The sequence below is a fragment of the Micromonospora sp. M71_S20 genome, assembly GCF_003664255.1.
Classification (GTDB): Bacteria; Actinomycetota; Actinomycetes; order Mycobacteriales; family Micromonosporaceae; genus Micromonospora.
The window spans coordinates 2686706-2700170 of sequence record NZ_RCCV01000001.1 but is presented as its reverse complement, the minus strand read 5'-3'; the positions used below and the strand labels follow the sequence as shown (position 1 = coordinate 2700170).

Genomic DNA, 13465 nt, shown 5'->3' with positions numbered 1-13465 from the left:
CGCGCCGGGTCTGGAGCCGTTCGAGCGCCCGCGCCGGCTCGGCGGACCGCCACGGGGAGCGTGGGTTCCCGTGGCGGTCGACGCCGAGACGGGGACGGTCAGGAGGCGAGGCGGGCGGTCAGGCTGATCTGGGCGCCCGGGGCGAGCAGGCGGGAAATCGGGCAGTTCTCCTTGGCGGTCTCCGCGAGCTTGGTGAACTGCGCCTCGTCGATGCCGGGCACCTGGCCGACGGTGTCCAGCTCGATCCGGGTCACCGTCATTCCGGCGTCGGTCTTGTCGAGGTGGACCTTGGCGGTGGTCTCCACCGAGGTGGGCGGCGAGCCGGCCTCGGCGAGGGCCTTGGAGAACGCCATCGAGAAGCAGCCGGCGTGGGCCGCACCGATCAGCTCCTCGGGGTTGGTGCCCTCACCCTCCTCGAACCGGGACTTGAAGGAGTAGTTCCCCTCCAGCCCGCCCTTGCCGGTACGGATCGTGCCGGACCCCTCGGTGAGGTTGCCCTGCCATTGTGCGGAAGCGGTACGGATAGGCATGCACCCGACGCTAGCCCAACGGGCACCGGCTGGCGACCGTTCACGCTCCGCGTCGCCGGGTGCGTACTGTGTCATGATTCGGGGCAGGCCCGCGAACGCGGAAGGGTGGCCGATGTCCCAGGATTCCCCCATTCCCCGGCAGGAACAGCGGTCCGACGGCGCGGCCGTCCTGGAGTGGGGCAGCACGGAGCCGGACGGGCCGGGGCGGTTCGGGCGTACGTTCTCCGGCCTGGGCCGGGACCGCCGGCTCCCCGTGCTGCTCGCGGCGCTCGGCGCGGTGGCCGCCCTCGCCTCGATGCTCGGCGAGTGGCAGGTGATGACCATCCCCAACGGCGGCCCGCAGGGCAACACGCCGCTGCGGGTGCCGGGCGGGGTGTCCGATGTCGGCGGGTTCGGGGTGGGTTACCTGGTCGGGCTGTTCGCCCTGGTCTGCGCGGTGGTGCTCGCGCTGCGCGGCACTCCCGCGGTGCGTCCGAACGCCCGGCTCGCCGGGCTGGCCGTGGCCGTGGCGCTGCTGGGGCTGCTGGTCGCGGCCACCGCCTCGCTCGACGAGGCCGCCCAACGCGTCTTCTTCTACTCGACGGACGACGGGTTCCAGGTCGAGTACGGCCGGGGCCTGGTGACGGCGTTCCTGGCCTGTGCGCTCTTCGCGGCGGCGCTGAAGCTGGCCCCGGCCGGCGCGGCCCGGCTCCCCGGGGAGGCGGACGACGCGGTCGAGACGAACAGCGGGGACGAGGCGGAGCCGGCGGGCTGGCGCCGCCGCAGGTCGCGGGACGTGGCGGACGACGGGCCGCCCGCGCCGGCCGACCTCACCGTCGGGCCGACCGTCCCCTTCGCCCGCCCCGAACGCCGGGACTGACCGGCCGCCGGCCCCACCCCGCTCCGGTGACCGCCGGCGCACCCGGCCTCCCTCAGGGGGCCATCCAGCGGACCTCGCCGTCCGACCGCTCGTCGGTGGCCCGCAGGCCGAGCCGCTCGGCCACCCGGGCGGAGGCCCGATGGTCGGGGTGCACGTGCGCGACCAGCGCCTCGATGCCGTGCTCCGCCAGCCAGCCGACCAGGCCGACGGCGGCCTCGCCGGCGTAGCCGCGGCCCTGGTGCGGCGCCAGGACGACCCAGGCCAGCTCGGCGACCGGCCGGTCGCCGTCGAGCCGCACGGTGGCCTGCACGGTGCCGACCGCATCGCCGCTGTCCCGGTGCCGGACGACCCAGTTGAGCCAGCCCTCCCGGCCGTCCGGGGACCGCCCGGCCGTCTGCCGGCGGTACCGCTCCCGCAGCTGCTGCGGGGTGGCCGGCCTGCCGCCGACGTACTCGTGCAGGGCCGGGTCGTCCAGGAGAGGGGCGAGTTCCTCGGCGTGCTCGACGCGGAGCGGCTCCAGCAGCAGCCGCTCGGTGTCGACGGCCTCCGCCACCGGCCAGTCCCGCTCTTTCACCCGTCCACCGTACGGCCCGCAGGAGGGTCCCGGACGGGACACCGGCGGGTCGTCGACCGTTGGCACCGCATTCGCCGGAACGCCATGGTCGGGGCCCGTTCCGCGAGGTACGTTTGCTGCCCGCCGTCACCGAGGGGTCGAGGCACCGAGGACCGAGACGGCTGGCTGCGACGGCGGCGGGCGAAGGAGGAACGATGACCCGCCCGGGCCTGCCCAAGCTGATCGCCACGGATCTCGACGGGACGCTCGTCCGCAGCGACGAGACCGTCTCCGCGTACACCCACGGGGTGCTCGACCGGGTGCGGGCCGCCGGTATCCCGGTGGTCGGCGCCACCGGTCGCGGGCCCCGGCTGGCCGAGCTGACCCGCAACGACATCCGGGCCGCGGACTTCCTGGTGATGGCCGGCGGCGGCCGGGTCGTCGACCAGAGCGACCCGGCCGGGCCGGTGGTGCTGCGCGACGAGCGCCTCTCCGCCGAGGTGCTGGCCACGCTGCTGGCCGACCTGGAGGCGGCCGTCGGGCCGCTGACCGTGATGGTCGAGGCGTCGGACGAGCACGACGCGCCGCTCTGGGGCGACTACCACCCGAGCTGGCCCTACCAGGACGCGTTCGAGACGCGCAGCCGCGCCGAGTGCCTCTCCTGCGACGTGATCAAGGCGTTCGTCCGGACCGCCGACCACCACGTCGACGAACTGCTCGCGGTCGCCCGGCAGGTCGTCCCGCCGGAGGTCGCCACACTCACCCAGGCCGGGCTGGGCTTCGTCGAGATCTGCCCGCCGGGGGTCGACAAGTCCACCGGGCTGACCGTGGTGGCGCAGCGCCTCGGCGTCGACCCGGCCGAGGTGCTGGTCTTCGGCGACATGCCCAACGACCTGCCGATGTTCGAGTGGGCCGGCTGGGCCCGGGTCGCGGTCTCCAACGCCCACCCGACGGTCCGCGCCGTCGCGGACGAGGTGACCCTGCGCAACGACGACGACGGGGTGGCGGTGTACCTCGATCGGCTACTGTCCCGCTGATGGGAGAGGCACCACGGCTGATCGCCACCGACATCGACGGCACCCTGCTCAGGGATGACCGCACGCTGAGCCCGCACACCGCCGCGGTGCTGGCCCGGCTGTCCGCGCGGGGCACGCCGGTCGTGCTGGTCACCGGCCGTCCCATCCGATGGCTGAAGATGGTGTACGAGCAGCTCGCCGAGCCGCTGCCGGCGATCTGCGCCAACGGCGCGGTGGTCTACAATCCGGTCACGGACGAGGTGCTGCGGGCCGATCCGCTCGCCCCGCAACTGCTCGCCGAGGTGGCCCGGCGGCTGCGCGCCGAGGTGCCCGAGGTCAGCTTCGCGGTGGAGATCGTCGACAGCCGGCAGATGCGGCACGAGGCGCACTACCCGCTGCGCTGGGACGCCGACCACGACGCGATCCGGGCGGTCGAGACCCCCGAGGAGCTGCTGTCGGCGCCGGCGGTGAAGCTGCTGGCCCGCTCCGCCGAGCATGACCCGGACGCGTTCGTCGCGTTGGTGGCCGCGGCCCTCGCAGGGCTGGCCGAGGCGACCCACTCGTCGTACTCGGGGCTGGTGGAGATCTCCGCCGCCGGCGTGACCAAGGCGGCCGGGCTGGCGTGGTACTGCGCACGGCTCGGCATCGACGCCCGGGACGTGCTCGCCTTCGGCGACATGCCGAACGACGTGCCGATGCTGACCTGGGCCGGACGGGGAGTGGCGGTGGCGAACGCGCACCGTGCCGTCCTGGAGATCGCCGACGAGGTCACGGCGGCGAACTCGGCGGACGGCGTGGCGGCGTACCTGGAGAAGGTCTTCGGGGTGGGGTGAGCGGCCGGCCGGCGTTCCCGGCCGGCCGCGCGGTCAGAGGTACTGGCCGGTGCTGTGCCCCTCGCCGCCCTGCGGCGGCTGGCCCATCCCCGGCATGCCCGGCAGCATGCCGCCGCCGGGGCCGCTGGGCAGCGCCTGCCGGCCGGAGCGCATCTGCTCCAGCTGCACCCGGGCGGCCATCTGCTGCGCGACCAGGGCCGCCTGGATGCCGTGGAACAGGCCCTCCAGCCAGCCGACGAGCTGGGCGTGCGCGATGCGCAGCTCGCCCTCGCTGGGCGCCTTCTCCTCGGTGAAGGGCAGCGAGATGCGTTCCAGCTCCTCGCGCAGCTCGGGGGCGAGCCCTTCCTTCAGCTCGACGATCGACCGCTCGTGGATCTCCCGCATCCGGTGCCGGCTGGCGTCGTCGAGCGGGGCGGCCTTGACCTCCTCGAGCAGCTGCTTGATCATGCTGCCGATCCGCATCACCTTGGCCGGCTGCTCGACCAGTCGGGTCGGGTCCTCGCCGTGTGCCTCGTCGGTCTGCACGGTGCCGACGGGTCGCCCGTCCGGGCCGACCACCACCACCGTTCCGGAGTGACCGGTGCCATCCTGGCCCGGCTCGTCGTTCTGTCCAGCGGAGTGCGCTTCGGTCATGGGACCCATCTTTACCCAGCCGCGAGCGCCCATGCGCCCGGGGACCGATCCCCGGCCTCGGATCCGCGCGTGATCCGCGCTACGGTCGCGCCATGCCCGCCGACCCCCGCGACGTGCTCAGCCGGCCCGCTCCGGCCCCGGACGCCACCGTCTCCTACGGCGACCACCCGGACCAGCTCGCCGACCTGCGCGCCCCGGCCGGGTCGGGCCCGGCCCGGCAGCTGGTCGTCGTGGTGCACGGCGGCTTCTGGCGGGCCGAGTACGACCGGCGGCACACCGACCCGCTGGCCGCCGCGCTGGCCGGGCTGGGCCACCCCGTGGCGCAGGTGGAGTACCGCCGGACGGGGCAGCCGGGTGGCGGCTGGCCGACGACGCTTACCGACGTGCTGACCGGCGTGACGGAGCTGCCCCGGCTCGCGGCCGAGGCGCTGCCCGGCCGGGTCGCCGCCGGGCCACCGCTGCTGGTGGGCCACTCGGCGGGAGGACACCTGGCGTTGTACGTGGCGGCGACCGCCCCGGACGCCGTCGGCGGCGTGCTGGCGCTGGCCCCGGTGGCGAACCTCGCGGAGGCGTACCGGCTGGACCTGGACGAGGGGGCGGTGGCCGCGCTGCTGGGCGGCGGTCCGGCGGACCACCCCGAGCGGTACGCCGCAGCGGATCCACGGTCATTGGTACCCGTACCGACACGGACAGTAGTCGCTCATGGCGCGCTGGATCAGCACGTGCCGGTCGGGATGAGCCGGGAGTTCGTCGCCGCCGGCCGGGCGGCGGGCGGCGACATTCACCTCGTTGAGCTGCCGGAATGCGAGCATTTCGGGCTCATCGATCCGGAGTCCGCAGCGTGGCCGCAGATCACGGCTGCTTTCCGATCACTGCGGGAAGATCGCTAAGCATTGACGCAGCGTCGCTGACCGGGTAGAACGCCGAGGGGGCGTGATCCGCCCTGCAACGCTCCCCGGAAGGAACTCGGTGTCGCAGATGAACCGCAGGCGGGCCCTCCAACTGCTGGCCGCGCTCGGTACGGCCGGACTGGTCGCCGGGTGCGGCACCGACGACGCCGACGGCGAGACGGCCAAGGGAAGCCCGATCAAGATCGGCCTCGTGGCGCCGACCAGCGGCGGCCTCAAGGCGATCGGCGACGAGATCACCAACGGCTTCCAGCTCTTCCTCGACCTCAACGACAAGCTGCTGGGCGGGCACCCCACCACCCTGCTCACCGCCGACGAGGGCGAGAGCGTCAAGACCGGCAAGGCCGCCGTCGAGGGGCTGCTGAAGCAGGGCGTGCTCGCCCTCACCGGCGTGGTGGACGCGAACGTCATGTCCGGCATCCGGGACACCGTCGAGCAGGCCCGGGTGCCCCTGATCGGTTCCAACGCCTCGCCGTCCAGCCTCCAGAGCGTCGTCTACATCTGGCGGACGTCGTACGTGCTCGACGAGGCGGGCCGGGCGCTGGGCCGCTACCTGCGCGAACAGCTGGAACCGTCGGCACGGCTGGCGATCATCGCGCCGGACAGCGTCGGCAGCCAGGACGTGGTGCGGGGCTTCCGGCAGGAGTTCGGCGAGTCCGACCCCCGGATCAAGGACGCGGTGGTCTCGACGGAGGTCTTCACCAACCCGTCGAAGTCCGCGTACCGGGCCGACATCCGCAAGGCGCTGGGCCGCAACCCGACGGCGGTGTTCTGCTTCTTCGCCGGGCCGGCGGCCGTCGAGTTCATCAAGCAGTTGCGCATCGAGGGGTTCACCGGCAAGGTCTACGCCCCTGGCTTCCTGACCGAGGGCGCCGTGCTGAGCAGCGTCAAGGCCGAGGACGCGCTGGGCATCCAGACCGCGCTCAACTACTCGTCCGACCTGAACAACACGGCCAACCGCCGGTTCGCCTCGGCGTACCGCAAGAAGCACGGCACCTCGCCCACCACCTACGCGATGGCCTCGTACGACGCCGCGCAGGTGCTCGACCAGGCGATCCGGATCGCCGGCGGCTCACCCACCCCGCAGCAGGTCAACCTGGCCCTCGGCAAGATCGGCCAGATCGACAGCCCGCGCGGGGTGTGGCAGTTCAACCAGCCGCGTACGCCGCAGCAGAAGTGGTACCTGCGCGAGGTCCAGCTCGACGGCCAGGTCCTGTCCAACGTCCTGGTCACCGAACTGGCCACCCTCGGCTGACCCCACCCACACGCGCCCCGCCCCGCCCACCCACGCGCCCCGCCGCCCCACGCCGCCCCGCGCCGTCGATCTTGCAGTTGTGGTGGGGGATGAAATCCGCATTCCGCCACGCAACCGGCACCACAAGTGCATGATCGACGCGTCGTCGGGGCGGGGACGGGCAGGGGCGAGCGGGGGCGGCGGGGAGAGGAGGGCGGGGTCGGGTCAGGGGCGGAGTTCGGCGATGCAGCACTTCACGCTGCCGCCGCCCTTCTTCAGCTCGGCCAGCTCGACCGGGACCGGGTGGTAGCCGGCCGCCTTCAGCTTCCCGGCCAGCCGGGTCGCCTCGCTGTTCAGCACGACGTTGAGCCCGTCGCTGACCAGGTTGAGGCCGAAGGCCAGGGCGTCCTCGGCGTCGGCGACCACCGCGTCGGGGAAGAGCTGTGTGAGCACCCGCTGGCTGGCGGCGGAGAAGGCGCCCGGGTAGTAGACGACGTTCTCGTCGTCGATCGAGGCGAGCGCGACGTCCAGGTGGTAGAAGCGCGGGTCGACCAGGCGCAGCGACACCACGGGGCGGCCGAGCGCCTCCTGCGCCTCGGCGTGCGCCGGCAGCTCGGTGCGGAAGCCGTGCCCGGCGAGGATCAGCCCACCGTGCGCCTCCGGCAGGTACGCGAAGTCGCCCTCGCCCTCGTTGGTCTCGATCGGCGCGATGAACCGCCAGCCCTGCGACTCGTAGAACGCCCGGTGCGCGGCGGCCTCGGCGGCCCGCTGCTCGTGCTTGAACTGCGCGCCGTAGACCGTGCCGTCGACCACGAACGCCCCGTTGGCCGCGTAGACCATGTCGGGCAGCCCTCGCTCGGGGGTCAGCAGGTGCACCTCGTGGCCGAGACCGACCAGGGTCTCCCGCAGCCGGTCCCACTGCTTGACCGCAAGCTCCGAGTCGACCGGGGTGCTCACGTCCATCCACGGGTTGATCGCGTACTCGACCGCGAAGTGCTCGGGCGAGCACATGAGATATGTCCGCTTTCGCGGGACTCGCTGCTGGTTCACGGTGACCAAGAGTAGGTACCCTCGAACTTTGGTAACAGCCACAACCGTTGCTTCGCAGAGGCGGAACGTTGCAGATAGATGCCGTAGACCAGCGGATCATTGCGTTGCTCGTCGCGGACGCCCGCGCCTCGTACGCCGACATCGGTCAGCGGGTCTCGCTCTCCGCCCCGGCGGTCAAACGGCGGGTGGACCGGCTGCGGGCGGCCGGCGTGATCCGGGGCTTCACCGCCGTCGTCGACCCCGCCGCCGTCGGCTGGACCACCGAGGCGTTCGTCGAGCTGTTCTGCGCCGGCCGGACCACCCCGGCCCAGATCGGGGTGGCCACCCGCCGGCACCCCGAGGTGGTCGGCGCGTACACCGTCTCGGGCGAGGCCGACGCGCTCGTACACCTGCGGGCCGCCGACATCGGGCACCTGGAGGCGGCGCTGGAGCGGCTGCGGGCCGAGCCCTTCGTGACCTCGACCCGGAGCACCATCGTGCTCTCCCGGCTCGTGGACTCCCCCGGCGTCGGCCCCTCTCCCCGCTGACCGGGGCGGGCGCGACGCGGAAGGCAACGCGGAAGGCCGGCGGAGGGCCGGAACCGTCCGCCGGTCGGGCGCGTCGAACCGGCCATGACACGGGGAGCCCCCATCTTCGCGGTCGGCACGCTGGCCGCGCTCACCCTGCTCGGCGGCAGCGCGTTCCCGGCGGCGCCGCCCGACCCGGCGGCCCCGATGCGGCCGACGGCCGCGCCCCTGCTCGTCTCCTACGACTCCTGTGCCCAGGCGCTCGCCGGGCTGCGCGCCGCCGCCGGGGCCTCCGTCGGCCCGTGGGGCTTCGGCAACGGCTGGCGCACCGGGGCCGCCTTCGGCGACGTTCCCAAGGACGCGTCCGGGGCCCGGGCGTCGGCCCAGTCCGCCCAGCCCGCCCAGGAGCACTCCACGACCAACGTGCACGAGGCCGGCGCGGACGAACCCGACCTGGTCAAGACGGACGGGCGGCGGATCGTGACCGTCACCCGGGGCGTGCTGCGGGTGGTGGACCCGGCCGCCCGTCGCGAGACTGGCCGCCTCGACCTCACGCGGTCGACGCCGGAGCTGAGCTGGGGGGAGCAGGCGACCCTGCTGTTGCACGGCGACCGGGCGCTGGTGCTGACCCAGGTGGGCCCGGAACTCCAGCGGGCGACCCGCGCAGCGCGGCCCCGCACCGCGCCGAGCCTGATCCTGGTCGACCTCGCGGGCACGCCACGGGTGCTCGGCACCTACCGGATGGACGGGAGCCTCGTCGACGCCCGGCAGACGGGGACCACCGCGCGGGTCGTGGTCCGCAGCCGCCCCCAGCTGGTCTTCCCGTACGCCGAACGGGGCACCGACGCGACGCGGACCGCCGCCAACCGTGCGGTGATCGCCGCCGCCGGGGTGGAGGCGTGGCTGCCGGCGTACGAGTGGACGGCCGGGGCGGAACGGCACGTGGGCCGGGTCGGCTGCGACCGGCTGAGCCGGCCACCCGCCTGGTCCGGGACGTCGATGCTGACCGTGCTGAGCTTCGACCTCGCCGGCGACCGGCTCGGCGACGGCGACCCGGTCAGCGTCGCCGCCGACGCCAGCACCGTCTACGGCACCGGGAGCAGCCTCTATCTCGCCGGGGAACGGGCGGTGACGGCCCGGCCCGGCTCGCCCCGTGGGAGCACCTGGCGGCCGGGCCCGCAGGTCACCGAGATCCACCGGTTCGACACCGGCTCGCCCGGGCGCCCCCGCTACGTGGCCTCCGGTTCGGTGCCCGGCTCGCTCGTCAACCAGTACGCCCTCTCCGAGTGGCAGGGGCACCTGCGGGTCGCCACCACCACGGGCGAGACCTGGGGCGCCCGTCCCACCTCGGAGTCCGCCGTGTACGTGCTGCGTCCCGACGGGGACACGCTGGTCCGCACGGGCGCGGTCACCGGCCTCGGCCCCGGCGAGCGGATCTGGTCCGTGCGCTTCCTCGGCGGCTCCGCGTACGTGGTCACGTTCCGGCTCACCGACCCGCTCTACGCGGTCGACCTGACCGACCCGACCTCGCCCCGGGTCACCGGGGAGCTGAAGATCACCGGGTACTCGGCGTACCTGCACCCGCTGCCGGAGGGCCGGCTGCTCGGGGTGGGCCAGGAGGCCGACCGGCGGGGACGGACGCAGGGGCTCCAGGTCTCGCTGTTCGACGTCCGCGACCCGGCCCGCCCGGCCCGGCTCGACCAGTGGCACGTGCCGAGGGCGTACTCCGCGCTGGAGCACGACACGCACGCCTTCCTGCACCACCCGGAGACGGGCCTGGTCGCCCTGCCGGTCGGCGACGACGTACGGCTGCTGCGGGTGTCCGGGACCGACATCGGCGAGGTCGGCACGGTCTCCCACGCCGGCCCGGCGGGCCCGGTCCTCCGGTCGTTGCTGGTCGGGGACGTGCTCTGGACCGTCTCCGCCGCCGGCCTGCGGGCCACCGATCCGACCACCGCCCGGAGCCTGGACTGGCTCCCCGTGACCTGATCCTCCCTCCCCGGCGGGTGGGGCCCGGTTTCTCGGGGTTTCCGGGCCCCACCCGTCACCATCAGGAGTGGGGCGTGGCTCAGAGGTACATGCCGGTGCGGTGTTCCTCCTGGTCCCGCTTGACCGGCTTGTCCCCCTCGCCGAAGAACCGCTTCCCGCCGAACTCGCCGTGCAGGCGGTCGTCCAGCTCGTCCGCGAGCCCGGTCATCACCTGGACCGCGAGCATGAGGTGGGTGGCCTGGAAGTTGCGGCCGAAGACGGGGATGGACGCCCACACGGTGTCGTCGGCGCAGTAGAGCCGGCCGATCGGCATCCGGTTGGTCAGCTCGGAGAGCTTCACGTAGAGCCGCTCGGTCGGCTCGACCTCGGTCAGCACCGGGGAGAAGACGTCCACCAGCGGCGGGTTGTCGCGGACCCGGACGAAGACCATGGCCGAGCCGGCACGGATGTTGATGTCGCCGTCGGAGTCGACCTGCAACCGGTCCGAGTCCGACTTGAGCATGGTCGAGACGACCGTGCGGACCTGCTCGGCGAGCGCGGCCGCGTCGTGCTCGGGCGCCTGGGCGGCGGCGGCCGCCGCGAGCGCCTCGTCCAGGTCGGCCTCGACGTTGCGGTCCGGACCGAACTCGCTGCGCGCGGTGCCCAGCGGCTCCACCGGCAGCGGCTCGCCCTCGGCGTCGTGGATGAGGTAGACGAGGAAGGCGGGGTGCGGGGCACCGTAGACGTCGCGCAGCGTCCGGGTGAGCAGGGCCGCCAGTCGGGTCGCCTCGGCGGTGCCGCCGTCCAGCCCGAAGTGCTCGCCGGAGCCCTCCACCACGCCGGGCGGCGACCAGCCGAGCGCGATCATGTCCGCCACGGCGGCCCGGTCCAGCCGGTAGCCCTCCGGCAGGGTCGCGTTGCCGACCGCGCGGGCGGCCAGCCGGCCCTCCTCACCGACGTCGATGCTGACCGAGTAGACCGCGTCGCCGGTGCCGGAGGCGGTGGGGTCGAGGGTCAGCGCGACGTGCGTGCCCGTGGGCAGCGCCGCCAACCGCTCGGCGAGCGCCCGGGCGAACTCGTGCCAGGCCTGGGTGACCTTGGCCCGCAGGTCGGCCGTACTGGGCTCGTCGAGCAGGATCGGCTCGTGGTGCGCCGGCAGGGTGCCGGGCGAGTCGCCGCCCGGCGCCGAGGGGTGGTCTGCCGTCATGATCGCCTCCGTCCGTCAAGGTCACCCTACCCACGGAACGGGGGAGACGAATCAGCCCGACCGTGATCGGACAGCGGAGGTCAGGCGGGTGTTCCGCCCGCGCGTTCGGCACCGAGCTCGACCGGCCAGGCGGCGGCCAGCGCGCTGAGCCGGGCCGCGGCGCCGACCGGGTCCGCGCCCCGCCCGACCGCCAGCCCGAGCAGGTACGCGGTGACGGGCGCGCCCGGCCGCAGCACCTGGTGCGCCACGTCCTTGGCCAGGTCGAGCACGGCCGGCACCGGCACCTGGGCGGGGTCCAGGTCCAGCTCGGCACAGGCCGCCGTCACCCAGTCGTCCATGACCGTCATCGCGTCCACTCCTCCGCCCGGCGTACGTCCTCGTCAGTGTCGCAGTCGAACCAGGGCGGCGGGCCGGCACCGGACCACGGCACCTCGCGCACCCGCAGCCCGGCGAGCAGCGCCCTGATCGGTGCCCCCGCCAGCGGCGCGGCGAAGCCGGGCTGCCTGCCGGCGCGCTCGGTGGCGAGGCGGTCCAGGGCGGCGCGCAGCGGGGCCACCCGCCACACCCCGCACAGGGTCTGCCGCCGCCCGTCGACGTCGACGTAGCAGGCGCCGTCGTGACCGTCGGCGTCGAGACGGTCGAGCAACTCCCCGACCGCCGCGCGGGTGAGCAGGGGCAGGTCGGCGGCGAGCAGGGCGACCACCGGCGTACCGGCGTCGAGCAGGGCCAGCCCGGCCGCGGCGGCGGCGACGGGGCCGCCGCCCGGCGGTTCCTCCCGGGTCACCCGCACCCCGGCGGGCACCGGTCCGGGCGGGCCGACCAGGATGCGCGGCGCGGCATCGGCGACCGCGGCCAGCACCCGGTCCCGCATGGGCAGGCCGCCGACCGTCCGGGCGGGCTTGTCCACGCCCCCCATCCGCCGCGCGGCGCCGCCCGCCAGCACCACCGCCGCGTACGCGTCCACCGGGCCACGGTATCCGCCCGACGCCTCGCCGGGAGATGCGGGACGACGAGCGGGAGGTGGTGCGTACCTCCCGCGTGGAGCGGCCTACACAGAAGTGGGACGTGCTCGTGGACGGCCGCCGGTGAAGCCTGGTCCTGTAACGCGGCCCTCCCGAGCGACGGGCTCGACGAGGGACGAAATCGTGCAGACGCGGTCCTGCGGCTGTCGGCCCACGGGGGTGGCGACCACCGGTCCCACCCCGATTCTCCAACCGGTACCACCCTCGGCCCCTGACGGGCCGAGGCGAAGAAGGGAGTGACCACTATGACGAAGACTCCGCGCCGCCCTCGCGTACGCAGCCTCATCGCAGTCGCCGCCGTGGCCGGCGGTACGGTGCTCGGCCTGGCCGCGCCCGCCCAGGCGGCCTACAACAGCCCGCTCTACTCCACGCTCAAGGCGTGCAACGCGGCCCGGCCGGCGTACGTCAGCTCGTGGACGTCACCGGGGCCGTGCTACCCGATGTACAACTGGAACGGCACGAAGAAGATCGGCTACTCGTTCCTCGTGCAGACCCGGGGCTGACGTGCCGGTCCATCGGTCCTAGGCGGCGGGGTCCACCTCGAACGCCATCGCGATCCGCGTCAGTCCCGCCTTGTTCACCGCGCCCGTCTTCTGTCGCAGGCGATGCGTGTAGGTGTCGACCGTCGACTTGGACAGGCAGAGCCTGCGGGCGATCTGCTGGTGGGTGAGGCCCTCGGCGACGAGCCGCAGCACGTCCCGCTCCCGGGCGGTCAGCGTGGGCGGACCGTCGTCGCAGACCTCGCCGACGGCGTCGGGCAGCAGGGCGACCCGCGCCGCGCCATCGAGGTAGAGGTCACCCCGGCCGACGGCGTGGACCGCCCGCAGCAGGGTGGCCTCGTCGACGTCCCGCCCGAGATAGGCGAGCGCGCCCGCGTCCAGGGCGGCCCGCACCCGTACCGCGTCCTGGCACGTGGCGAGGACGACGAACGCCGGCCCGTCGGGCCACCACGGGCCGGCGTTCGACTCCGCGCAGCGGTCGGCGACGACGACCTGCGGCGCGTCCCGCAGGGCGGCGACCGGCTCGACCGAGGGGAACACGCCGACCACGGTCACCCCTGGAGCCCGCCCGAGGGCGTCGGCGACCCCCCGAAAGGTCAGCGACCCGTCGTCCACGACAGCGACCCTGACGGCCATGGCCCACCCT

16 protein-coding genes are annotated in these 13465 nt (G+C 74.2%); 8 read left to right on the top strand and 8 right to left on the bottom strand.

The window, feature by feature from the left end; translation table 11 throughout:
* Positions 1–98: 98 nt before the first annotated feature.
* Positions 99–530, bottom strand: a complete 432-nt coding sequence (locus DER29_RS12315) for an OsmC family protein (protein WP_121397474.1) — start codon at positions 528–530, stop codon at positions 99–101.
* Positions 531–642: 112 nt separating this feature from the next.
* Here DER29_RS12315 and DER29_RS12310 point away from each other — a divergent pair, with 112 nt between their 5' ends.
* Complete coding sequence (locus DER29_RS12310) at positions 643–1389, top strand: hypothetical protein (protein WP_121397473.1); 747 nt, start codon at positions 643–645, stop codon at positions 1387–1389.
* A gap of 52 nt (positions 1390–1441) precedes the next feature.
* Here the strand turns inward: DER29_RS12310 and DER29_RS12305 are convergent, their stop codons facing one another.
* Positions 1442–1963 (bottom strand): GNAT family N-acetyltransferase, encoded by a 522-nt coding sequence (locus DER29_RS12305; protein ID WP_121397472.1) that lies wholly within the window; start codon positions 1961–1963, stop codon positions 1442–1444.
* 194 nt (positions 1964–2157) lie between these two features.
* Here DER29_RS12305 and DER29_RS12300 point away from each other — a divergent pair, with 194 nt between their 5' ends.
* A complete protein-coding gene (locus DER29_RS12300; protein WP_121397471.1) occupies positions 2158–2979 on the top strand; it encodes an HAD family hydrolase in 822 nt (273 codons plus the stop codon).
* Complete coding sequence (locus DER29_RS12295; RefSeq protein ID WP_121397470.1) at positions 2979–3791, top strand: HAD family hydrolase; 813 nt, start codon at positions 2979–2981, stop codon at positions 3789–3791. Before DER29_RS12300 ends, DER29_RS12295 begins: the two co-directional genes overlap by 1 nt.
* 33 nt (positions 3792–3824) lie before the next feature.
* Here DER29_RS12295 and DER29_RS12290 read toward each other — a convergent pair whose 3' ends face one another.
* The gene (locus DER29_RS12290) at positions 3825–4433 is read right to left on the bottom strand and encodes a bacterial proteasome activator family protein (RefSeq protein WP_121399168.1); all 609 of its coding nucleotides are present in this window, start codon (positions 4431–4433) and stop codon (positions 3825–3827) included.
* A gap of 83 nt (positions 4434–4516) precedes the next feature.
* On the opposite strand from DER29_RS12290, the gene DER29_RS12285 reads away from it, so the two are divergent.
* Positions 4517–5314: a S9 family peptidase gene (locus tag DER29_RS12285; protein ID WP_121397469.1), complete on the top strand. Its 798-nt coding sequence runs from the start codon at positions 4517–4519 to the stop codon at positions 5312–5314.
* Between the two features lie 79 nt (positions 5315–5393).
* A complete protein-coding gene (locus DER29_RS12280; RefSeq protein WP_121397468.1) occupies positions 5394–6587 on the top strand; it encodes an ABC transporter substrate-binding protein in 1194 nt (397 codons plus the stop codon).
* A gap of 204 nt (positions 6588–6791) precedes the next feature.
* Here the strand turns inward: DER29_RS12280 and ddaH are convergent, their stop codons facing one another.
* Positions 6792–7625, bottom strand: a complete 834-nt coding sequence (gene ddaH / locus DER29_RS12275) for a dimethylargininase (RefSeq protein ID WP_366641561.1) — start codon at positions 7623–7625, stop codon at positions 6792–6794.
* A 59-nt stretch (positions 7626–7684) separates the two neighbouring features.
* Between ddaH and DER29_RS12270 the strand changes: the two genes are divergently transcribed.
* Together DER29_RS12270 and DER29_RS12265 are read left to right on the top strand one after the other, a co-directional pair.
* Entirely contained in the window at positions 7685–8143 is a 459-nt protein-coding gene (locus tag DER29_RS12270; RefSeq protein WP_121397466.1) for an Lrp/AsnC family transcriptional regulator, read from the top strand.
* 84 nt (positions 8144–8227) lie between these two features.
* Positions 8228–10111: a beta-propeller domain-containing protein gene (locus tag DER29_RS12265; RefSeq protein ID WP_121397465.1), complete on the top strand. Its 1884-nt coding sequence runs from the start codon at positions 8228–8230 to the stop codon at positions 10109–10111.
* 79 nt (positions 10112–10190) lie between these two features.
* Here DER29_RS12265 and DER29_RS12260 read toward each other — a convergent pair whose 3' ends face one another.
* The 3 genes from DER29_RS12260 to DER29_RS12250 all read right to left on the bottom strand — a co-directional run bounded on the left by DER29_RS12260 (position 10191) and on the right by DER29_RS12250 (position 12261).
* Positions 10191–11297, bottom strand: a complete 1107-nt coding sequence (locus tag DER29_RS12260; RefSeq protein ID WP_121397464.1) for a hypothetical protein — start codon at positions 11295–11297, stop codon at positions 10191–10193.
* A gap of 80 nt (positions 11298–11377) precedes the next feature.
* Positions 11378–11644, bottom strand: coding sequence for a DUF6457 domain-containing protein (locus DER29_RS12255; protein ID WP_121399167.1), 267 nt, complete (start codon positions 11642–11644; stop codon positions 11378–11380).
* A complete protein-coding gene (locus DER29_RS12250) occupies positions 11641–12261 on the bottom strand; it encodes a molybdenum cofactor guanylyltransferase (RefSeq protein ID WP_121397463.1) in 621 nt (206 codons plus the stop codon). Before DER29_RS12250 ends, DER29_RS12255 begins: the two co-directional genes overlap by 4 nt.
* 303 nt (positions 12262–12564) lie before the next feature.
* On the opposite strand from DER29_RS12250, the gene DER29_RS12245 reads away from it, so the two are divergent.
* On the top strand, positions 12565–12822 hold the full coding sequence (locus DER29_RS12245) for a hypothetical protein (RefSeq protein WP_121397462.1): 258 nt from the start codon (positions 12565–12567) through the stop codon (positions 12820–12822).
* A gap of 18 nt (positions 12823–12840) precedes the next feature.
* Here the strand turns inward: DER29_RS12245 and DER29_RS12240 are convergent, their stop codons facing one another.
* On the bottom strand, positions 12841–13455 hold the full coding sequence (locus DER29_RS12240; RefSeq protein WP_121397461.1) for a response regulator transcription factor: 615 nt from the start codon (positions 13453–13455) through the stop codon (positions 12841–12843).
* Positions 13456–13465: the final 10 nt, after the last annotated feature.

What these genes read in the sequence shown, in the direction of transcription:
- DER29_RS12315 (WP_121397474.1), bottom strand. Translation starts at nt 530, where the DNA reads ATGCCTATCCGTACCGCTTCCGCACAATGGCAGGGCAACCTCACCGAG.
- DER29_RS12310 (WP_121397473.1), top strand. Translation starts at nt 643, where the DNA reads ATGTCCCAGGATTCCCCCATTCCCCGGCAGGAACAGCGGTCCGACGGC.
- DER29_RS12300 (WP_121397471.1), top strand. Translation starts at nt 2,158, where the DNA reads ATGACCCGCCCGGGCCTGCCCAAGCTGATCGCCACGGATCTCGACGGG.
- DER29_RS12295 (WP_121397470.1), top strand. Translation starts at nt 2,979, where the DNA reads ATGGGAGAGGCACCACGGCTGATCGCCACCGACATCGACGGCACCCTG.
- DER29_RS12290 (WP_121399168.1), bottom strand. Translation starts at nt 4,433, where the DNA reads ATGGGTCCCATGACCGAAGCGCACTCCGCTGGACAGAACGACGAGCCG.
- DER29_RS12285 (WP_121397469.1), top strand. Translation starts at nt 4,517, where the DNA reads ATGCCCGCCGACCCCCGCGACGTGCTCAGCCGGCCCGCTCCGGCCCCG.
- DER29_RS12265 (WP_121397465.1), top strand. Translation starts at nt 8,228, where the DNA reads ATGACACGGGGAGCCCCCATCTTCGCGGTCGGCACGCTGGCCGCGCTC.
- DER29_RS12260 (WP_121397464.1), bottom strand. Translation starts at nt 11,297, where the DNA reads ATGACGGCAGACCACCCCTCGGCGCCGGGCGGCGACTCGCCCGGCACC.
- DER29_RS12255 (WP_121399167.1), bottom strand. Translation starts at nt 11,644, where the DNA reads ATGACGGTCATGGACGACTGGGTGACGGCGGCCTGTGCCGAGCTGGAC.
- DER29_RS12245 (WP_121397462.1), top strand. Translation starts at nt 12,565, where the DNA reads ATGACGAAGACTCCGCGCCGCCCTCGCGTACGCAGCCTCATCGCAGTC.
- DER29_RS12240 (WP_121397461.1), bottom strand. Translation starts at nt 13,455, where the DNA reads ATGGCCGTCAGGGTCGCTGTCGTGGACGACGGGTCGCTGACCTTTCGG.